Genomic DNA, 18,796 nt, shown 5'->3' on the forward strand with positions numbered 1-18,796 from the left:
GGCGGTGGTGGGGGCGGGGGCGGGGTTATCCACAGGGGCGGGTACGGGTTGGCCAGAAGTCGGTGGGGTCTGGTTCGCTTGAGGCATGTCGATTCTCTGGATCCTGATCGCCGCCTGCATGCTGACGATGGCCCTGGGCCCGTGGGCCATGCGGCGCCGCCGGGCCGGCATCCAGCTGGCCCAGCCGGGCGAGCCCGACGCCGCGGACCCCGCGGCGTACGGCTTCGCGCGCCAGGAAGAGCTGGACGTGCGGCTGCCCGGACCCGACCAGGACCTCCTGGACGTACTGGACGTGGTGCAGGGGACCCAGGAGTGGCGGGCCGCGGCCCAGCTCCTGGCGGGCACCCCGAAGGAGGGCGAGCTGCGCTGGCAGCGCGTCCAGGCGTTCGCGGGCGCGGCCTCGCTGGAGCTCGCCCAGCGCCCGGGCGTGGGCGGCTCCTGGCTGCGCAAGTGGCGCTCGGAGGCCCCCAAGGACGCGGGCGCGGCCCAGGTGCAGGCGGAGTTCCTGGTCCAGCAGGCGTGGCGCTCGTCGTCGGCCGGGCAGGACGACTTCCGCATCATCCTGGAGGAGGCCCGCACGGTCTGCGCCGAGGCCGCGCTGCTCGCCCCGGGCGACCCCGTCCCGTATCTGACGGAGCTGGCGGTGGCCCGCGGCCTCGGGTACGGACACCCGGAGTTCGAGCAGCTCTGGGCCAAGGTGCTGGACCGCGCGCCGCACCACATGGGCGCGCACCTGGCGGCCCTGCACTACTGGTGCGAGAAGTGGCACGGCTCGCGCGAGCTGGCGGACGAGTTCGCGGTGGCGGCGGCGGCCCGCGCCCCGCAGGGCTCGCTGCTCGCCGCGCTGCCGCTCTTCGCGGTGTACGAGCACATGCCGGACATCGTGCTCGTCAGCGACTTCCACCGCACCGCGGTGGTCAGCCGCGCCATGGAGGGCGCCCTGCACGCGGCCCAGGCGGCCCGCGCCGACGACCCGGTCCTCCCGCACGTCCGCCACCTCCTGGCGTTCTTCCTGGTCGGCGCCCAGCGCTGGTCGGAGTCGATGAACCAGTTCGTCCGCCTGGACGGCTATGTGGGCGCCCTCCCCTGGACCCTGTCCGAGGACCCGGCGGAGCAGTACGCGATATACCGCGCGCTGGCGGTGGCGGGATACGAGGCGAACGGCGGCGACCCGGCGACGCTGTCGCGCTGACGGCGGGGCGGGCGCAGGCCCTGGGCAGGCCGGGGCGCGGGCCGCGGGCCGGGTGGGCGGGGAATCCCGTGCCGTCCCCGTACGTTGAACGGGGCGGACCGACTCTCGCCCTCGCCGAGGAGCCCCCGCAATGTTCCTGAACAGCCGTACACCCGTCCTGCCCACCCCTGAGCAGGCCCTCAAGGGCCGCCCCGAGCCGGAGTTCACCGTCCCCGCGCGCCACACGGTCCTCGGCAACCCGCTCGTCGGCCCGTACCCGGAGGGGCTGGAGGTCGCGGACTTCGGCCTCGGCTGCTTCTGGGGCGCCGAGCGCAAGTTCTGGCAGACGGAGGGCGTGTGGACGACCCTCGTCGGCTACCAGGGCGGCCACACCGAGAACCCGGCGTACGAGGAGGTCTGCTCGGGCCTCACGGGCCACACGGAGGCGGTCCGCGTGGTGTACGACCCGTCGCTGGTCTCCTACGAGACCCTCCTGAAGCTGTTCTGGGAGTCCCACAACCCCACCCAGGGCTTCCGCCAGGGCAACGACGTGGGCACCCAGTACCGCTCCGCGATCTACACCCACACCCCGGCCCAGGCCACCGCGGCGGCCGCCTCCCGGGACGCCTACCAGCGCGTTCTGACGGCGTCGGGCCACGCCACGATCACCACGGAGATCCTCCCGGCCGAGGGCCGCACGTTCTACCCGGCCGAGCCGTACCACCAGCAGTACCTGGACAAGAACCCGGGCGGCTACTGCGGGATCGGCGGGACGGGTGTGTCGTGCCCGATCGGGGTGGCGCGCGCGGAGGGCTGAGCCTCCTCTCCGTACGCCCGCTCCACCCGGCCCCCCTCTGCTCGGCTACCTCTTCGGCCAGTACCAGAGCGGCTCGTCCAGGGTGCCCTGGCCCTCCACCACGGTCTGGCCGAACTCCTTCACCAGCTCTATGACGTTGGCCCGGCGGGAGAGCGCCTCGGCCAGGGGGCGGGCGTGGGTGACCACCACCAGCTGGCTGTGGGCCGTCGCCTTGCGGATCAGGTCCGCGAGGGGCGGCAGCAGGTCGGGGTGGAGGCTGGTCTCCGGCTCGTTGAGGACCATCAGGGCCGGGGGGCGCGGGGTGAGCAGGGCCGCCGCCCACAGCAGATAGCGCAGGGTGCCGTCGGAGAGCTCGGCCGCGGTCAGCGGGCGCAGCAGGCCGTGCTGGCGCAGGCCCAGCTCCAGGCGTCCGCCGACCAGGTCGACCACCACCCGGCTGCCCGGGAACGCCGCGTCCACCGCCTCGTCCAGCGCCTCCCGGTCGCCGATCTCGCGGATGGTCTGGAGGGCCGCGGCGAGGTCGGCGCCGTCGCCGCTGAGGACCGGGGTGCGGGTGCCGATGTGGGTGGCGCGCGCGGGCGCGTGCGCGTCGGTGCGGACGTGGTCGTAGAAGCGCCAGGCGCGGATCTGCTCGCGCACCGCCAGCACGTCCGGCGCCCGCTGCGGGTCGGCGACCTCGCCCAGCATCGAGTCGTACGGCCTGATCGCGCCCGCCGAGCGGTGCCAGCCGCCGTCCGCCCCGCGCACCTTCACCGACTGCCCGGCCCGGTCGGAGAGGACGGACGCGGGGCGCAGCACCGGGCCGCTCCAGATCGACTCGCGCTTGATCTCCGGGTCGAGCGTGAACAGCGAGTGCGGGTCGCCCGCCGCGCCGCCGGGGTGGCCGAAGTCGACCGCGTAACCGAACTCGTCGCCCGAGAAGCCGAGCCGCAGGCCGACCGGCTGGGTGCGCACGGTGCCCTGGAGCGGGCCGTGGCCCTCGCGGACCGAGCGGCTCGTCTTCTCCGGGCCCGCCCACAGCGTCGAGGGCAGGCCGCCCTCGCGGGCGAGCGCCGCGACCGCGCCTCCGCGCGCGGAGTCGGCGAGCAGCCGCAGCGCGCGGTAGAGGGACGACTTGCCCGTCCCGTTGGCACCGGTCACCACGTTGAGGCGGTCGAGCCGCACGACGAGGTGCCGCAGCGACCGGTAGTTCTCGACGGCGAGTGTGGTGATCATGCCTTCGAGCGTAGGGAAGGGGTCTGACAATCACCTCCCGCCGCCCGCTCCCGGCCCTCGCTCGACGCCTCCCCCCGCCCCTTTCCGGCGCCCTCCCCGGCCGTCCGCCGCGGCGGATCGTTGCGGGGGCCGTCGGCGGTGGACCGTAAGGTGGGCGGAATGGGCATCAGCCAGGTCCTGGGGACCCACTCCACCGCCGACGCAGCCACCTCACCGAGAAAGGGGAGGTGGCTGCGGCCCGAGTGGCGCGTGCCCGCGGTCCTGACGCTGGCCTCCGTGCCGCTGTACGTGCTGTGGGCGAAGTACCTCGGCACCGGCGGCGGCGACCTGTCGGCCCAGCTGGCCTGGGCGGGCTTCGCGACCCGGCACCCGGACTCGGCGTACAACCTGTCCTGGTACGGCGGCGCCCACACCGCCAACTACAGCCTGATCACACCCTGGCTGATGGCTACTTTCGGGGTGCGGGCGGTGTCGGTGGCTGCGGGGGTGTCGGCCACGTGGCTGATGGCGCTGCTGTTCGTACGCGCGGAGGGCGCGTGGGCCGGGCGGGGCCGGGCCGACGGGCCCTGGCGCGGGGTGTGGCCCGCGCTGCTGGGGGCGGCGGCGCTGTGGTGCAACGTGGTGTCGGGGCGGACGACGTTCGCGGTGGGGGTCGCCTTCGCCGTGGCGGCCTGTCTGCTGGTGCAGGGGTTGCGCGGGGGGCGACGGAGCGAGAGCAGTGCTCTCGGCGGCGGGCGGCGGGGCGGCGGCGAGAGCGGTGCTCTCAACAATGAGCAGCAATACGGCGAGAGCGGTGCTCTCGATGGTGTGCAGCGGCACGGCGAGAGCAGTGCTCTCGGTGACGGGCGGCGGCGTGAGGGGCTTCTCCGGTTTGCGGGAGCCTTCCGTTCGGTCCTGGCCCCGGCCGCGCCCGTGACCTCGGCACCGCTCCCCCAGCCCGCTCTCGGTTCGGTGCGGCGCTCGCGTACGAGACTGGCGCTCGCGGTTGTGAGCAGTGCTCTCGCCACGATGGCCAGTCCCGTCGCCGGGCTCTTCCTGCTCGTCGTCGGCGCGGCCTACGTACTCGACCGGCAGTGGGCCAAGGCCGCCGTCCTGAGCGTGCCGCCCTGTCTGGTCGTCGGCGCCACCACCCTCCTCTTCCCCTTCGAGGGCGAGCAGCCGATGCCCCTGCACAAGCTGCTGATGCCGCTCGCCGTCTGCGCCGTACTGCTCCTCGCCGCCCCCGCCGCCCGGGGCTGGCGGCTGGTGCGCGCGGGGACGGCCGTGTACGCGCTGGGGGTCGTCCTCACGTACTTCATCGCCTCGCCCATCGGTTCCAACGTGGAGCGGCTGGTCGGGCTCGTCGGGCCCGCGGTGCTGCTCGCCGCCGTCCTCACGCCCGGGCTCGACCGGACGCGGCGGGTCGTGCTGGCCGTGACCATGCTGGTCTCCGTCAACTGGCTGCGGGACAAGACGATGGACGACACCGACGTCGCCACCGTCGTGCCCGCGTGGGCGGCGCAGACGGACGGCGTCGTCACCGAACTGCGCCGGCTCGGCGCCGACCGCACGCGCGTCGAGATCGTCCCCGCGCGCAACCACCGCGAGGCCGCGGTGCTCGCCGGGGCCGTCAACAACGCGCGCGGCTGGAACCGGCAGCTGGACGTGGAGCGCGGGCGGCTCTTCTACGACGGGGGGTTCTCGGCGGAGCGGTACCGCGCGTGGCTCGACCGGTGGGCCGTCGGGCTCGTCGCCGTCCACGACGGTCCCCCCGACGGGCCCGCCGAGGCCGAGGCGGCGCTCGTGCGCGGGGGTACGCCGTGGCTGGAGCGGGTGTGGGGGGACGCGCACTGGACCGTGTACCGGGTGCGGGACGCCGTGCCGCTGGTGTCCTCGCCGGGTACGGCGGTACGGGGGGACGACGCGGAGCTGGTCGTACGGATGGAGCGGGCCGGGTCCGCGACCGTGCGGGTGGCGTATTCGCCGTGGTTGCGGGTGGACGGGGGGGCGTGCGTGGCCCCCGACGGGGAGTTCACCCGGCTCACCGTGCCTCGGGCCGGGGTGTACCGGCTGGACTCCCCGTACCGCTGGCCCTGGAACCGGGACGCCGGGTGCGGGGCCCGTCCGGGGGTGGGGGGCTCTGGGGGGTGAGCCCTCTCCGCTCGGCTGTGTGGCCCGTCCCGGGGAGGGCGGGGGCCCTCCGCGGTGCCCCCTCTCCGCTCGGCTGCGGGGCCCCGTCCGGGGAGCGAGGTCTGTGGGAGTGACCACCCTTCGCTCGGCTGCGGGCCGTAGTTGGCTGGTCGCGCGGTTCCCCGCGCCCCTGGGTGGTGCAGTCGCCTGCGGGCCGGTGGGGGCTTGTCGCGCAGTTCCCCGCGCCCCTGCTTCGGCCCCGTCGGCTCCGAAGCCCAGGGCCGTTCGGGGCTGAGCCCCTCCTCGCTCGGCTGCGGGCCGTGCTTGGCCGGTCGCGCGGTTCCCCGCGCCCCTGGGTGGTGCAGTCGCCTGCGGGCCGGTGGGGGCTTGTCGCGCAGTTCCCCGCGCCCCTTCTTCGGCCCCGTCGGCTCCGAAGCCCAGGGCCGTTCGGGGCTGAGCCCCTCCTCGCTCGGCTGCGGGCCGTAGTTGGCCGGTCGCGCAGTTCCCCGCGCCCCTAGAGGTGGCCCCCTCTCCATTCGACCGCCCGCCGCCCGTGGCCGGTCGCGCGGTTCCCCGCGCCCCTTGGGGTGGGCCCCTCCGCGTCCGCCCGCTCGCCGTGCCTGGCCGGTCGCGCCTCCTCCGTACCCCCTAACGCGGCGCCCCCTCCCTCAGCCTCCTCGCCGTCTCCGCCGCCTCGTACCCGGGCGGGACTCCGTCGATCAGGATCAGGTCGCCGGGGATGTGGGTCGCGCGGAGGGGGAGCAGGGACTGGTAGGCCGGGGAGTCGTACCAGGCCCGGGCCTTCGGCAGTGTCGGGAAGGCGAGCATGACGAGGGCGCCGGGCCACTCCCCCTCGCGCACCTCGGCCGTCGCGCCGTGGACCAGGAACGATCCGCCGAAGGGGTCCAGGGTGGCCTGGATGCGCTCCATGTAGACGAGGACGTCCTCGACCGGCGGGGCGGTCGGGCGCAGGTGGGCTATGGCGTACGCGGTCATCCCGGCCTCCTGGCGGAATCGGCTCTCCGGTACCGGGAAGGGCCTCCCGGCCGGTGGTCCCGATCCTGCCGCCGCCGGGCCGGGCGGTCGATTACGCGCGGGGTAATGCCCCGCCGCACGTACGACCGCCCGGCCCGGCGGTCCGGCCGGACCACCAAGACCCCCGCCGCCCCCGCGGGCCCCGCGGGCCCCCCTCAGATCGTCCCCGCGTCGATCACGAACCGGTACCGCACATCGCTGGCCAGCACCCGCTCGTACGCCTCGTTGACCTCCTCCGCGCGGATCAGTTCGATCTCCGCGCCCAGGCCGTGCTCGGCGCAGAAGTCCAGCATTTCCTGGGTCTCGGCGATGCCGCCGATCATCGAACCGGCCAGGACCTTGTTGCCGCCGATGAGGCCGAACATGTTGAGGGAGTTCGGCTCCTCGGGGGCGCCGACGTTCACCAGTGCGCCGCCCGGCTTCAGCAGCGAGAGGTAGGCGCCGAGGTCCAGCGGGGCGGAGACGGTGGAGACGATCAGGTCGAGGGTGCCGGCGAGGCGCTCGAAGGTCTCCGGGTCGCTGGTGGCGTAGTAGTGGTCGGCGCCCAGCTTCAGGCCGTCGTCCTTCTTGCGCAGCGACTGGCTGAGCACGGTCACCTCGGCGCCGAGCGCGTGGGCGATCTTCACGCCCATGTGGCCGAGGCCGCCCAGGCCCAGGATCGCGACCTTCTTGCCGGGCCCGGCCTGCCACCGCCTGAGCGGCGAGTACAGGGTGATCCCGGCGCACAGCAGCGGCGCCGCCACGTCGAGGGAGAGACCGTCGGGGATGCGCACGGCGAAGCGCTCGTCGACGACGACGTGGGTGGAGTAGCCGCCGTAGGTGGGCTCGCCGTCGTGGCCGACCGCGTTGTACGTGCCGACGGAACGGGCGCAGAACTGCTCCTGCCCGGCCCGGCACTGCGCGCAGTCGCCGCAGGAGTCGACGAGGCAGCCGACGCCGACCCGGTCGCCCACGGCGTGCCGGGTGACGGCGGAGCCGGTCTCGGTGACGACGCCCGCGATCTCGTGGCCGGGGACCATGGGGAAGATGGCCTCGCCCCAGCCCTCGCGGGCCTGGTGGATGTCGGAGTGGCAGATGCCCGCGTACTTGATCTCGATCAGGACGTCATGGGCCCCGACCGGCCTGCGCTCGATGGTGGTGCGCTCCAGCGGGGCCTTGGCGGCGGGGGCGGCATAGGCGGCGACGGTGGTCATGGCCTGCTCTCCTCGGGGTTCTCGGGTACGGGCTCCACGGTGCCGCCCGCGCCGACGTTCACCCAGCCCCCCGGCTTTCGTACGTCCGCCGTGCCTACGCCTGCCGTGCCTACCACTGGCAGGGTCAGGCTCGCCGTCGTACGACCGGGGGCGGCGGACGGATACTGGGGTGTCATGGACCAGCGCGCCGAACTCAGCGAATTCCTCCGCTCCCGCCGGGCCCGGCTCAAGCCCGCGGACGTGGGGCTGCCCGACTTCGGGCGGCACCGCCGGGTGCCGGGGCTGCGCCGGGAGGAGCTGGCGCAGCTGGCCGGGGTGTCGGTGGCGTACTACACCCGCCTGGAGCAGGGGAACGGGCAGAACGTGTCGGGCGAGGTGCTCGACGCGATCGCCCGCGCGCTGCGGCTGACCGAGGCCGAGCAGCAGCATCTGACGCATCTGGCGAAGCCGACGGCGACCAAGAAGAAGAAGGCCGCGTACGCCAAGGAGCAGCGGGTGCGCCCCCAGCTGCGGTACCTGCTGGACTCGATGGACGCCGTCCCGGCGTACCTGCTCGGCCGCCGGCTCGATCTGCTGGCCTGGAACCGGATGGCGGCGGCGCTGATCGGCGACTTCGTCGAACTGCCGCCGCAGGAGCGGAACTTCGCCCGGCACGTCTTCCTCGACCCGACCGCCCGGGAGCGGTACGTGGAGTGGGAGGACAAGGCGGCCGAGGTGGTCGGGGTGCTGCGGCTGTGCGCGGGCTGCTATCCGGACGATCCGCTGCTCACCGCGCTGGTGGGGGAACTGTCGGTCAAGAGCGACGAGTTCCGCACGCTGTGGGCCGCCCACACCGTGCGCCAGAAGGGCCACGGCACCAAGCTGCTCCACCACCCGGTGGTGGGCGAGCTGACCCTGTCGTACGAGACGCTGAAGATGCCCGAGGAGCACGACCTGTCGCTGGTGACCTACTACGCGGAGCCGGGCTCGGCCTCGGCGGACTCGCTGCGGCTGCTGGCGAGCTGGGCGGCCGACGCGCGCGGGCCGGGCGCCGGGCAGCCCGGTGACCGGCCGGCGCCCGTCACGCCGCCCGCGCCCTCTCCGTGAACGTCACCCGCCCCTTGCGGATGAGGGCGAGCCGGGGGGCCCGGCTCGCCAGCGCGGTGTCGTGGGTGACCATGACGAAGGTCAGGGCGTGCTCCGCCCAGAGCCCTTCGAGCACCTCCATGATCTCGTCGCGCAGGTCCGCGTCGAGGTTGCCGGTGGGCTCGTCGGCGAGCAGCACCTTGGGCCGTTTGACCATCGCGCGGGCGATGGCCACGCGCTGCCGCTGACCGCCGGTCAGTTCGCCGGGCAGCCGGTCCAGCTGCCCGCCCAGGCCGACCGAGGCGAGCGTGTCGGCGGCCCGTTCGCGCCGGTCGGCGGCCTTGAGGCCGAGCGGGACGAGGCCGGTCTCGACGTTCTCCCGGGCGGTGAGCGCCGGGATCAGGTTGGAGCTCTGGAAGACGAAGCCGATGGACTCGGCCCGCACCCGGGCGAGCCGGGCCTCGGGGAGGCTGCCGAGGTCGACGCCGTCGAGGACGACCCGGCCGCCGGTCGGCCGGTCGAGCCCGCCGAGCAGCTGGAGCAGGGTGGACTTGCCGCCGCCGGAGGGCCCCTGGATGACCAGCCGGCCGCCGTCCGCGATGACCAGATCGACGCCGTCGAGCGCGTCGATGCTCTCCTCGCCCCGCCGGTACCGCTTGGTGACGCCGCTGAGTTCGTACATGACTCGGGGCCGGTTCCTTTCGTACGTGCGTGGGTCGGTCGGTGCGCGGCGGCTAGGAGGCGCGGCGCTGGGCGTCGGCCGGGCGCAGCCGGGCGGCGCGCCAGCCGCCGAGGCCGCCCGCGACCAGGCCGCCCGCGACGGCGAGGGCCACGGCGAGGCCGACGGTGGTGAGGGAGACCGGCGCGGTCAGGGCCGTGTCGACGGCTCTGGCCGCGCTGTGCCGCCCGGCCCCGCCGCCGCCCGCGTCGCCCAGCCTCGCGGTGAGGGTCGGACCGGCCGCGGTGACGGCGTACGCGCCCGCGAGGCCGAGGGCGATGCCGAGCACCGCGCCCAGCAGGGCGTTGACCAGGGATTCCGCGAGGACTTGGCGGGTGATCCGGCCGCTGTTCCAGCCGAGCGCCTTGAGCGTGCCGAACTCCCGCGTCCGGCGGCCGACCGCGGCCCAGGTGAGCAGCCCGGCCGCCAGGAAGGCCGCGGCCAGGACGGCCGCCGCGAGCCGGTGGCCGGCGCCGGAGGCGAGGGAGGAGGCGGTGGCCAGGGAGCCGGAGACGGCGTCCGGGAGGTCGGCGGAGGTGGTCACGGTGGTGCCCGCGACGTTCTTCTGGATGGCGGACTTCACCCCGGCCACCCGCTGGGAGTCGGCGGCCCGGACGTAGACGGCGGTGATCTCGTCCTTGGCGTTGGCGAGCGTCTGCGCCTGGGCGAGCGGGAGGTAGACGTCGGCGGCGGCGTCCCCGGTGTCGGCGGTGGCGACGCCGATGACGGCGTAGCTGTCGCCCGAGACGGTGATGCCGGCGCCGATCGCCAGGTTCCGCTCCCTGGCGTACGCGCTGTCGACGACCGCGACCTTGGCGGTGGACTCGTCGGCGCGGAAGGTGCGGCCCGAGGTGATCCTGGAGGTGGTCAGCGGGCCGAGGTCCCGCTTGGCCACGTCCGTGCCGTACACGGTGAAGGAGTCGGCGCCGAAGCCGGCGCCGGGGGCCGCGCCCCGGGGGAGGGCGCCGCGGGTGCGCCCCTGCGGGCGCGGCTGCTTCAACTCGGCGCGGCTGAAGGGGCCGTCGGCCTTGAGGACGGTCAGGTCGATGCCGCCCGCCGCGTCGGCCACTCCGCTCTGCTCGTCGACCCGCGCCACGGTCGAGGAGGCGAGGGTGTGTCGGCCCCGCACCAGCACCCGGTCGCCGGACCGCCCGACGGCGCCGGGGGCTTCCGCCGCCCCGGCCGCCGCCGGGGATCCGGCGACGGTCAGGTCCGTGCCGAGTCCGTAGAGCGAGCGCAGCACCTCGCCCTGCGCCCGGGTCGTCCCGGCGGACACCGCGCTGACCACGATGACGAGCGCGATCCCCAGCGCCGGCACCGAGGAGAGGAGCAGCGTCGCACCGCCGCGGCGACGCAGTCCGCGCCGCAGGTAGGTGAAGAACATGACGCGAAGCTAGACGCCCGCGGTGATGAGGACTTGAGTCCCGGATGAGAGAGGGATGAAAACCGGCACGGCGGGCGGTGACGTGAGCGGCGGGAGAACGCGAACGGCCGCACCCGGGACTCCGGGTGCGGCCGATGTCTTGCGCGCCGGGGGCCCGCCCCGCCGTACGCGACGGGTCAGACCGCCGAGCCGGCCTGCCAGGCCGACCAGCTCATGTTCCAGTCGCTGAAGCCGTTGTCGGGCGTGATGGTCTTGTCGCCGGTGTTCTTGACGACGACCACGTCACCGACGATCGAGTGGTTGTAGAACCACGCGGCGGCGGTGTCGGGGTCGCCCGCGCCCTTGGTGTCGGACAGGCCCACACAGCCGTGGCTGGTGTTGACGCTGCCGAAGATGGACTTGGCGCCCCAGTAGTTGCCGTGGATGAAGGTGCCGGAGGCGGAGAGCCGCATGGCGTGCGGGACGTCCTTGATGTCGTACTCGCCCTTGCCGTCGCCGTCCGTGAAGCCGACGGTGGCGCCGTTCATCCGGGTCTCCTTGAACTTCTCGGAGATCACCATCGTGCCGTTGTACGTCTTGTGCTCGGGCGATCCGGCCGAGATCGGGATCGTCTTGACCGTCTTGCCGTCCTGGGTGACGGTCATCTGGTGCGTCTTCGCGTCGACCGTGGAGACCTGGTTGCGGCCGATCTTGAAGGTGACCGTCTTCTCCTGGACGCCGGTGACACCGGGCTTCGCCTCGACGCCGTCGAGGTCCAGCTTCATGGTGACGGTCGAGCCGGCCTTCCAGTAGTCCTGCGGACGGAAGTCCAGGCGCTGCGAGCCGAACCAGTGGCCGACGACCTGCTGACCGCTGCTGGACGTCACCGAAATGTGTGACTGCACGTCCTTCTTGTTGCTGACGGCCTTGTCGAACGTGACCGACACCGGCATGCCGACGCCGACCGTGGAGCCGGACTCGGGCGTGAAGTTGCCGATGAAGCTGTTGGCCGGCGAGACCGTCGCGAACGACGTGTTCTCGTGGGCCTGGCGGCCCTTGGCGTCCTGCGCGGTCGCCGTGATCTGGTACTTGGCCGAGCGCTTCAGCGGCTTGTCCGGCACCCAGCTGAGCCCGTCGCCGGAGATCTTGCCCGCCACCGGGGTGCCCTCGGCGGAGGTCATGACCACCGAGGTCAGCTTGCCCTCGGCCACGGTGACCTTGGTGTCGTTGTTGATGCCGACGTTGTCCGCGCCGTTCTTGGGCGTGATGGTGATCCTGGCGTCGGAGGTGTCCTTCTCCGCCGCCTTGTCGACCTGCGACTGTGACGTCTTCGAGGTGTCGGCACCGCTCTTGTCCTTGGCCCCGTCGTCGTTGCAGGCCGACAGCAGCAGGACGCCGCCGAGGACGGCGGACGCGGCCACCAGACCCTTGCGCCGGTTACTCTCCGTTATCACACGCTTCTCCATCGTTGCCGGTCCCCCAAGCCATCGACTGAACAACATAGCCACTGAGGCTGTGGTTCCATTTCGGGAGGAGGTGTGGGGAACACCACCCGGGCCGGACGGACCGGCCCCGTGGCTCCACGGACGTCACGGCCGCACGCCGCCGGCTCCGCCCTCCTCGCCCGCACCATCTTCCTCGCCGAGCTCCCACTCCTCGTCGTCGGGGTCGTACTCGATCTCCTCGCTGCTCCAGGACGCCTGCACGAGCTCGACCCCCGGCACCTGTGCGACCAGGTCGAACGGGTCGACCAGATACGCCAGCGCCTCCGCCTCGTCTTCCCGCACCGCCGACTCGGCATGCGCGCGCTCGGCGTCGGGCAGGAGCTCGTCGGCCGTGATCCGTTCGAGGGCCGCGCCGGTCAGCGCCTGGGAATCGTCGATCTCCAGTACCAAATCCACCCGGAGACGGACATAGCGTGGTGTCTGATCAGTCGTCATGCGTCGGAGCGTAGGGCTCTAGTCCGCCGCGACTTTCCCACGACCCGCTGCTTTCACTAGCATCGGCGTACGCCACCAATTCGCCGTATCCACAAGGGGGATCGACCAGGTGTCCGTCGCTCGCCGGCCTCTGCTCACCGCCACCGCGGCGGGCTCGCTGCTCTGCGCTCTGTGGTTCGTCCCGTCCGCCAACGCCACGGACGCCGGGCCCCGGTCGGACGCGGCCCGCTCGACGTCCGCCTCCGCCGCCGGGTCCGACCTCGCGCTCGCCGACACGGGCAGCGTCGACACCTCCCCGTACCTCTTCGGCGGGACGGCCTTCCTGGGCCTGGGCGCCGGGTTCGTCGTCTTCTCGGTGCGCCGGGCGCGCCAGCAGTCCTGAGCCGTCCGCGGCCCGTCGAACGCGCGAGGGCGCCCCGGAGGTGATCCGGGGCGCCCTCGACGCGTACGGGCCGCCGTCAGGCCAGCGGGCCCGTCACCGGCTCCACGGCCGCGACCAGCCCGCCGCCGCGGACGAACGCGTCGGCGGCGGCCAGGTCCGGGGCGAGGAAGCGGTCCGGGCCGGGGCCGCCGACACCGGCCGCGCGGGCGGCGTCGATGGCGGCCCGGGAGGCGGGCGCCGGGGTCAGCCCGTGGCGCAGCTCGATGCCCCGGGTCGCCGCGTACATCTCGACGGCGATGATCCGGGTCAGGTTGTCGATGGCGGTGCGCAGCTTGCGGGCGGCCGACCAGCCCATCGAGACGTGGTCCTCCTGCATCGCGGAGGACGGGATCGAGTCGGCGGAGGCGGGCACCGCCAGCCGCTTCATCTCGCTGACCAGGGCGGCCTGCGTGTACTGGGCGATCATCAGCCCGGAGTCCACACCGGCGTCGTCCGCGAGGAACGGCGGCAGGCCGTGCGAGCGGTTCTTGTCGAGGAGGCGGTCGGTGCGGCGCTCGGCGATGGAGCCGAGGTCGGCGGCGGCGATCGCCAGGAAGTCCAGGACGTAGGCGACCGGGGCGCCGTGGAAGTTGCCGTTGGACTCCACGCGGCCGTCCGGCAGGACGACGGGGTTGTCCACGGCCGAGGCGAGCTCGCGCTCGGCGACGGTCAGCGCGTACGCGATGGTGTCGCGGCCCGCGCCGGCGACCTGCGGGGCGCAGCGCACCGAGTACGCGTCCTGGACGCGCGGGGCCTCGTCCTGCTGGAAGTGGCCGGTCAGGCCCGAACCCTTCAGCACGGCGGCCATGTTGGCGGCGGAGGCGCCCTGGCCGGGGTGCGGGCGGATGGCGTGCAGCTCGGGGGCGAGCACCTTCGCCGTGCCCAGCAGCGCCTCCAGCGAGAGGGCGGCGGTGATGTCGGCCGAGGTGTAGAGCTTCTTCAGGTCGGCGATGGCCATGACCAGCATGCCGAGCATGCCGTCGGTGCCGTTCAGGAGGGCCAGGCCCTCCTTCTCGCGCAGCTCGACGGGCTCGATGCCGGCCTCGGCGAGCAGCTCCCCGGCGGGGCGGACGGTGCCGTCGGGGCCCTCCGCGTCGCCCTCGCCCATCAGGGTCAGGGCGCAGTGCGAGAGCGGCGCGAGGTCGCCGGAGCAGCCGAGCGAGCCGTACTCGTGGACCACGGGGGTGATGCCGGCGTTCAGGACGTCCGCCATGGTCTGCGCGACCGACGGGCGTACGCCGGTGTGGCCCGAGGCGACGGTCTTCAACCGCAGGAACATCAGCGCGCGCACGACCTCGCGCTCCACGCGCGGGCCCATCCCGGCCGCGTGCGAGCGCACGATGTTGCGCTGGAGCTGGGCGCGCAGGTCCGGGCTGATGTGGCGGGAGGCCAGGGCACCGAAGCCGGTGGAGACGCCGTAGACCGGCTCCGGCTTGGCGGCGAGGGCGTCGACGATCTCGCGGGACCTGGCGAGGGCGGCGAGGGCGGTGGGCGAGAGTTCGACCCGGGCGCCCTGGCGTGCGACTGCGATGACGTCCTCGGGGGTCGTCCCGGACGTCCCCACCACGACAGTGTGCATATCCATATTCAGCAGCGTACGTATTGAATCGCCATGTGTCACTAGCCCCACCCCACCCCTTCCCCAAACCCCTCAGCCGGACAGCGAACCGTTTCCCCGCACCCCCTTCGAGCCGGGTGTTCGCCTGCGGACCGGCGGTCGCTCCTCGCGCAGTTCCCCGCGCCCCTTCCGGGCAGGGACTCCGCCTGCGGACCGTGCGTGGCCGGTCGCGCAGTTCCCCGCGCCCCTAGGGGATACCCGGCAGCCGGAGAACCGAGCTCAGCCACAGGCTTTTAGGGGCGCGGGGCTGTGCACATTTGCGGCTCCGCCGCGCGGGCGCGAGAAACGGGCATCGGCCCGGCAGGTTTGGGGGCGCGGGGAACTGCGCGACCAGCCCAGCACGGCCCGCGGACGAACGAAGGTTTTCAGGGGCGCGGGGAACTGCGCGAGAAGCGAGCACGGTCCGCAGACGGACGAGGGTTTTCAAGGGGCGCGGGGAACTGCGCGAGCAACCCAGCACGGTCCGCAGACGGACGAGGGTTTTCAAGGGGCGCGGGGAACTGCGCGAGAAGCGGGCACGGCCCGCGGACGAAGGCGGGTTTCAAAGGGGCGCGGGGAACTGCGCGAGCAACCCAGCACGGTCCGCAGACGGACGAGGGTTTTCAAGGGGCGCGGGGAACTGCGCGAGAAGCGACCGCCGGGCCGCGGACGAACACCCGGTCCGGAGAACCCCTCAGCCCCGCCCCCGGAAACGGCGGCGCTCCGCCCGTTCCGGTGCCGCCGCGTCCGCGAGCCGGACCACCGCCCCGTCCCGCCCCGCCACCACCGGCACCCCCGCCCGAGCCGCCTTCGCCCGGTACTGCGCCGCGTCCGCCAGCCGGAACAGGCGGCGGGCCGAGCGCACCGGCCCGATGGGGTCGCCGGTGGACGCGACCCCGCACGCCACCCCCTCCCCCAGCTCCAACTCCCCCGCCCGCACGCACAGTTCGGACGCCACCCGCACCACCTCGTCCGCCGCCGGCCCCACCGCCAGCAGACAGAACTCGTCGCCCCCGAGCCGGGCCGCCAGCGCTCCCGGCAGCTTGGCCCCGCACAGCGAGAGGACCGACCCGAACCGCTCCAGGAGCCGGTCGCCGACCGCGTGCCCCCGGGTGTCGTTGACCCGCTTCAGCCCGTTCAGGTCGCACACCACCAGGCTGACGACCGACTCGTCCCGCCGGTGCGCCTCGATCGCCTCGTCGAGCCGTACGTCCACCGCCCGCCGGTTGGCGAGCCCGGTCAGCGGGTCGGTGAAGGCGAGGCGGCGGACCTCCTCCAGGCGTTCGGTCTGGGCGATCCCGGCCGCCGCCACGGACGCCAGGACGGTGGCGAAGTCGGCGTCGGCGGCGTCGAAGACGGGCGCCCCCACCGGCCGCGCCACGTACAGCTCGCCCCAGGCCCGCCCGTGCAGCACGATCGGCGCGACCACGCAGCAGCCGCGCCCGCGCCGCCGCAGCGCGGTGACCCGCTCGTGGCAGTACCCGGCCTCCTCGCCGGGCGGCCGGGTGGCGACCTCCACCCACGCGTTGGGCTCGCCGCCCCCGGCCCACCGCTCGTGCAGGAACTCGGTGATCTCGGGGAACTGGTGCACCGGATACGTCTCGTCCTCCGGGAACTCCTCCTCCCCCTCGGCCCGTTCGCCCGCGTTCACCAGGACCCGCAGCCGCCCCAGCTCCCGCTCCCAGGTGGAGAGCGCGGCGAAGTTCCCCTTCAGCGCGGACCGCGCGCCGAGCGCCGCCGCCCGCCAGGACTCGCGCGGGGTGTGCGCCGCCGCCATGGCCTGCGCCAACGACACCACGGCCGTCAGCCGTGCGTCCCCGGCCCCGCCCCTGCCCTCACCCTCACCGCGCATCCCTCCAGTTTAGGGAGGTTTGCCCGAATTTGATCAGTTGGCCGGGCCAAGACGATCAAGGATGATCAGGAACGTGCCCGGCGGAAGCCCGCGCGGCCCGCCACCTGCCGGGCCGCGCGGGCTTCCGGCCCCTCACTCCCCCGGCCACTCCGGCTTCCGCTTCTCGTTGAACGCCGCCACGCCCTCCGCCCGGTCCCCGGAGAAGGCCACCGACCGCCAGGCCGCGTCCTCGACCTCCAGGCCCGCCCGCAGGTCCAGGCCGTGCCCGAGCCGCATCGCCCGCTTGGCCGCGCGCAGCCCGACCGGCGAGTTCGCCGCGATCCGCCCGGCCAGCTCCAGCGCGCTCGTACGGTCCTCGCCCGCGTCCACCAGCACGTCCACCATGCCCAGCTCGCGCGCCTCGGCCGCCTCCACCCGCCGCGCGGTGAAGACCAGTTCGGCCGCCCGGGCCGCGCCGACGCGCCGGGGCAGCAGCTGCGTACCGCCGCCGCCGGGGATGACGCCGACGGAGACCTCGGGCAGGCCGACCACGGCCGTCGCGTCCGCCACGATCAGGTCGCAGGCCAGCGCCAGCTCGTACCCGCCGCCGAGCGCGAAGCCGTGCACGGCGGCCACGGTCGGCACCGGCAGTTCGAGGACGCCGGTGTAGCAGGCCCGCGCGGTGGGGCGCTGGCGGACCAGTTCGGCGTCGCTCATGGAGTTGCGCTCCTTGAGGTCGGCGCCGACGCAGAAGGCCCGCTCGTGGGTGGAGGTGAGCACGACCACCCGCGCCGAGGGGTCGGCGGCGAGCGCGTCGCAGGCGGCGGCGACCGAGCGGGCCATCTCGCTGGAGACCGCGTTCATCGCCTTGGGCCGGTCGAGGACCAGTTCGGCGACGTGCCCGTGCCGCCGTACGCCGACGAACTCCCCGTACCGCTGCTCATCCGTGCCCATCAGACCCTCCCGACGACGTTAACGAACGTTACGTCGGGAGATCCTAGGCGGAGCACCCCCCGCCCCCACAGGGGTGCGGGGACCCGCGGTGCCCGGCCGCGCGCGGGTGCGCGGCCGGATCTCCGGCTCAGCCCCTGCGGTGCAGCATCCAGGGCTCGACCACGCCGAGGCCGCGCACCGGCCGCTGCCACATCGGCTGCAGCGCGAACCGGTACTTGGGCGGCTCCTCGCCCTCCTTCTCGGCCGCGGCGGCCTCCTCGGCGGCCTGCGCCTCCGAGACGGGCGCGTCCCCGGTCCGGGCCAGCTCCTCCGCGAAGGCGCCGTCGACCAGCACCGAGTCCTTGGGCGCTATCGAGGTGAGGCGGCTGGCGAGGTTCACGGTGGTGCCGAACACATCGCCCATCCGGGTGGTGACCGTGCCGAAGGCGATGCCCACGCGCAGCGCGGGCATCGTCTCGTCGTGGCCCATCGTCTCGATCAGCCGCAGCGATATCTCGGCGGCGGTCCCGGCGTCGTCGGCCGCGAAGAGCACCTCGTCGCCGAGCGTCTTGATGAGCCGTCCGCCGTGCGCGGCGACCAGGTCGGCGGCGGTCGTCTCGAACGCCTCGACCAGCTCGCCCAGCTCCTCCTCCTCCAGGCGCCGGGTCAGCCGGGTGAAGCCGACGAGGTCGGCGAAGCCGACGGCGAGCCGCCGGTCGACCATCTCCTCGTCGTCGGCCGCCTGCACCACCCGCCCGGTGGCGGCGGCCAGCTGGCGCCGCCACACATAGACGAGGAACTCCTCCAGCTCCGGCAGCAACAGCTCGACCAGCGGATACGTGACCTCCGTACGGGTCATCCCGGGCTCGGGCGGCTCGGTCAGGCCCTCCAGGAAGGAATCGATCTGCCATTCGGCCAGCCGGGCGGTGGTCTGCCCGGTGGAGCGGGCCACCTGCACGGCCATCGGCTCGCTGAGCAGCCCCGCCTCGACCAGACCGGCGAGCCGGCGCAGCGCCAGCACGTCGGCCTCGGTGAGCGCCTTGGCCTGGCCGATGTCGGCGAAGCCCATGGCCCGCCAGAACCGCGACGCCAGCTCCATGGAGACCCCGGCGGTGCGGGCCGCCTGGAACGGCGTGTAGCGGCGGTCCGCGCCCAGGATCAGCTGCTCCAGCCGGATGGCCAGCGGGTCGTGGGTCGGCTCGGCGGTGTGGTCCACGGCGTGGTGCGGGGTCGGATAGGGGGACGGCGCCGTCTCGGGGGGTGGGTCGCCACCCTCGCCCGGCTGTGTGTCGTCGACGGTCACCAGCCGCCTCCTGCCCGTTCCCTGCGCACTTCCCTGCCGATCTGTCGCTGGATCGGGCTCCACGATACGACAGGTGTGCCGTAGC

The 18,796-nt window shown here is 73.9% G+C and carries 16 protein-coding genes; 5 read left to right on the top strand and 11 right to left on the bottom strand.

The genetic code is table 11. The features are described 5' to 3' along the window. Positions 1-85: 85 nt before the first annotated feature. Entirely contained in the window at positions 86-1,192 is a 1,107-nt protein-coding gene (locus AB5J87_RS13420; protein WP_369376778.1) for a hypothetical protein, read from the top strand. Positions 1,193-1,322: 130 nt separating this feature from the next. Next, the gene (msrA, locus tag AB5J87_RS13425) at positions 1,323-1,988 is read left to right on the top strand and encodes a peptide-methionine (S)-S-oxide reductase MsrA (protein WP_369376779.1); all 666 of its coding nucleotides are present in this window, start codon (positions 1,323-1,325) and stop codon (positions 1,986-1,988) included. 45 nt (positions 1,989-2,033) lie between these two features. Here msrA and AB5J87_RS13430 read toward each other — a convergent pair whose 3' ends face one another. Next, positions 2,034-3,203, bottom strand: a complete 1,170-nt coding sequence (locus AB5J87_RS13430) for an AAA family ATPase (protein ID WP_369376780.1) — start codon at positions 3,201-3,203, stop codon at positions 2,034-2,036. A gap of 159 nt (positions 3,204-3,362) precedes the next feature. Between AB5J87_RS13430 and AB5J87_RS13435 the strand changes: the two genes are divergently transcribed. After that, positions 3,363-5,333 carry a hypothetical protein gene (locus tag AB5J87_RS13435; protein ID WP_369376781.1) on the top strand — a complete coding sequence of 657 codons (1,971 nt, stop codon included), beginning with the start codon at positions 3,363-3,365 and terminating at the stop codon, positions 5,331-5,333. Positions 5,334-5,960: 627 nt separating this feature from the next. Here the strand turns inward: AB5J87_RS13435 and AB5J87_RS13440 are convergent. Both AB5J87_RS13440 and AB5J87_RS13445 read right to left on the bottom strand, forming a co-directional pair. Then, the gene (locus AB5J87_RS13440; RefSeq protein ID WP_369376782.1) at positions 5,961-6,308 is read right to left on the bottom strand and encodes a DUF1330 domain-containing protein; all 348 of its coding nucleotides are present in this window, start codon (positions 6,306-6,308) and stop codon (positions 5,961-5,963) included. 194 nt (positions 6,309-6,502) lie between these two features. Continuing rightward, a complete protein-coding gene (locus AB5J87_RS13445) occupies positions 6,503-7,540 on the bottom strand; it encodes an NAD(P)-dependent alcohol dehydrogenase (protein WP_369376783.1) in 1,038 nt (345 codons plus the stop codon). Positions 7,541-7,714: 174 nt separating this feature from the next. Between AB5J87_RS13445 and AB5J87_RS13450 the strand changes: the two genes are divergently transcribed. Continuing rightward, on the top strand, positions 7,715-8,626 hold the full coding sequence (locus AB5J87_RS13450) for a helix-turn-helix domain-containing protein (protein WP_369376785.1): 912 nt from the start codon (positions 7,715-7,717) through the stop codon (positions 8,624-8,626). On the opposite strand, the gene AB5J87_RS13455 is transcribed toward AB5J87_RS13450, so the two are convergent. From AB5J87_RS13455 to AB5J87_RS13470, 4 genes are all read right to left on the bottom strand, one after another. After that, positions 8,601-9,287 carry an ABC transporter ATP-binding protein gene (locus AB5J87_RS13455; RefSeq protein ID WP_369376786.1) on the bottom strand — a complete coding sequence of 229 codons (687 nt, stop codon included), beginning with the start codon at positions 9,285-9,287 and terminating at the stop codon, positions 8,601-8,603. The genes AB5J87_RS13450 and AB5J87_RS13455 overlap by 26 nt on opposite strands. Positions 9,288-9,339: 52 nt before the next feature. After that, on the bottom strand, positions 9,340-10,707 hold the full coding sequence (locus tag AB5J87_RS13460; protein WP_369376787.1) for an ABC transporter permease: 1,368 nt from the start codon (positions 10,705-10,707) through the stop codon (positions 9,340-9,342). Positions 10,708-10,883: 176 nt separating this feature from the next. Continuing rightward, positions 10,884-12,152, bottom strand: coding sequence for an Ig-like domain-containing protein (locus AB5J87_RS13465; protein ID WP_369376788.1), 1,269 nt, complete (start codon positions 12,150-12,152; stop codon positions 10,884-10,886). A gap of 123 nt (positions 12,153-12,275) precedes the next feature. Further along, entirely contained in the window at positions 12,276-12,626 is a 351-nt protein-coding gene (locus AB5J87_RS13470; RefSeq protein ID WP_369376790.1) for a hypothetical protein, read from the bottom strand. Positions 12,627-12,735: 109 nt separating this feature from the next. Between AB5J87_RS13470 and AB5J87_RS13475 the strand changes: the two genes are divergently transcribed. Continuing rightward, a complete protein-coding gene (locus tag AB5J87_RS13475; RefSeq protein WP_369376791.1) occupies positions 12,736-13,008 on the top strand; it encodes a hypothetical protein in 273 nt (90 codons plus the stop codon). A gap of 76 nt (positions 13,009-13,084) precedes the next feature. Here the strand turns inward: AB5J87_RS13475 and hutH are convergent, their stop codons facing one another. From hutH to AB5J87_RS13495, 4 genes are all read right to left on the bottom strand, one after another. After that, positions 13,085-14,626, bottom strand: coding sequence for a histidine ammonia-lyase (hutH, locus tag AB5J87_RS13480; protein WP_369383509.1), 1,542 nt, complete (start codon positions 14,624-14,626; stop codon positions 13,085-13,087). A 712-nt stretch (positions 14,627-15,338) separates the two neighbouring features. Beyond that, entirely contained in the window at positions 15,339-16,496 is a 1,158-nt protein-coding gene (locus AB5J87_RS13485; RefSeq protein WP_369376793.1) for a diguanylate cyclase, read from the bottom strand. A gap of 132 nt (positions 16,497-16,628) precedes the next feature. Next, positions 16,629-17,432: an enoyl-CoA hydratase/isomerase family protein gene (locus AB5J87_RS13490; protein ID WP_369383510.1), complete on the bottom strand. Its 804-nt coding sequence runs from the start codon at positions 17,430-17,432 to the stop codon at positions 16,629-16,631. Positions 17,433-17,556: 124 nt separating this feature from the next. Continuing rightward, complete coding sequence (locus AB5J87_RS13495) at positions 17,557-18,711, bottom strand: adenylate/guanylate cyclase domain-containing protein (protein ID WP_369376794.1); 1,155 nt, start codon at positions 18,709-18,711, stop codon at positions 17,557-17,559. Positions 18,712-18,796 lie beyond the last annotated feature (85 nt).

This window comes from Streptomyces sp. cg36 (assembly GCF_041080675.1).
Classification (GTDB): Bacteria; Actinomycetota; Actinomycetes; order Streptomycetales; family Streptomycetaceae; genus Streptomyces.

Excerpts from the sequence above, each read along its gene's own strand:
- AB5J87_RS13465 (WP_369376788.1), bottom strand. The coding sequence starts at position 12,152 with ATGGAGAAGCGTGTGATAACGGAGAGTAACCGGCGCAAGGGTCTGGTG.
- msrA (WP_369376779.1), top strand. The coding sequence starts at position 1,323 with ATGTTCCTGAACAGCCGTACACCCGTCCTGCCCACCCCTGAGCAGGCC.
- AB5J87_RS13435 (WP_369376781.1), top strand. The coding sequence starts at position 3,363 with ATGGGCATCAGCCAGGTCCTGGGGACCCACTCCACCGCCGACGCAGCC.
- AB5J87_RS13445 (WP_369376783.1), bottom strand. The coding sequence starts at position 7,540 with ATGACCACCGTCGCCGCCTATGCCGCCCCCGCCGCCAAGGCCCCGCTG.
- AB5J87_RS13455 (WP_369376786.1), bottom strand. The coding sequence starts at position 9,287 with ATGTACGAACTCAGCGGCGTCACCAAGCGGTACCGGCGGGGCGAGGAG.
- AB5J87_RS13430 (WP_369376780.1), bottom strand. The coding sequence starts at position 3,203 with ATGATCACCACACTCGCCGTCGAGAACTACCGGTCGCTGCGGCACCTC.
- AB5J87_RS13440 (WP_369376782.1), bottom strand. The coding sequence starts at position 6,308 with ATGACCGCGTACGCCATAGCCCACCTGCGCCCGACCGCCCCGCCGGTC.
- hutH (WP_369383509.1), bottom strand. The coding sequence starts at position 14,626 with ATGCACACTGTCGTGGTGGGGACGTCCGGGACGACCCCCGAGGACGTC.
- AB5J87_RS13460 (WP_369376787.1), bottom strand. The coding sequence starts at position 10,707 with ATGTTCTTCACCTACCTGCGGCGCGGACTGCGTCGCCGCGGCGGTGCG.
- AB5J87_RS13420 (WP_369376778.1), top strand. The coding sequence starts at position 86 with ATGTCGATTCTCTGGATCCTGATCGCCGCCTGCATGCTGACGATGGCC.
- AB5J87_RS13450 (WP_369376785.1), top strand. The coding sequence starts at position 7,715 with ATGGACCAGCGCGCCGAACTCAGCGAATTCCTCCGCTCCCGCCGGGCC.
- AB5J87_RS13470 (WP_369376790.1), bottom strand. The coding sequence starts at position 12,626 with ATGACGACTGATCAGACACCACGCTATGTCCGTCTCCGGGTGGATTTG.
- AB5J87_RS13485 (WP_369376793.1), bottom strand. The coding sequence starts at position 16,496 with ATGCGCGGTGAGGGTGAGGGCAGGGGCGGGGCCGGGGACGCACGGCTG.